This window comes from Pseudoalteromonas sp. S1727 (genome assembly GCF_005886375.1).
Lineage (GTDB): Bacteria > Pseudomonadota > Gammaproteobacteria > Enterobacterales > Alteromonadaceae > Pseudoalteromonas > Pseudoalteromonas haloplanktis.
Window position 1 is genome coordinate 1 of the sequence record NZ_PNDT01000062.1, and the last position, 371, is coordinate 371.

Annotated in this window: 1 protein-coding gene; it reads right to left on the reverse strand. The window is 44.2% G+C overall.

All coding sequences use genetic code 11. From position 1 onward, the window contains the following. Nucleotides 1–371 (reverse strand): FGGY-family carbohydrate kinase (locus tag CWB85_RS14475; protein WP_249314878.1); only part of this gene is annotated, 371 nt, incomplete at both ends.

The following is a 371-nucleotide window of genomic DNA, read 5'->3' on the forward strand; positions in this document are numbered from 1 at the left end:
TTAAACCATGCATATAAATCACCAAACGCAGATTGACCCGCTTCAAGGCCAATCATGCCTGGTATTACAGAGCCATCAACCTGACCACAAATACCTTTTACACAGGTATCGCCAAGTTGTTGTTTAGAAGTAACGGTAATATCACAGGTAGATGTACCCATTACCTTAGTCAGTACACCTGGACGCACATTAGCGGCAACTGCGCCCATGTGGCAATCAAAAGCACCGTAACCTACCACTACATTTTGTGATAAGCCCAACTTCTCAGCCCATTGCGCAGTTAATTTACCTGCAACCTGATCGCTTGGTTGAGTTGTTGCACTAAGCGTATCAACCACACCGTCTAATAATGGGTCTATAGTGCTGAAAAA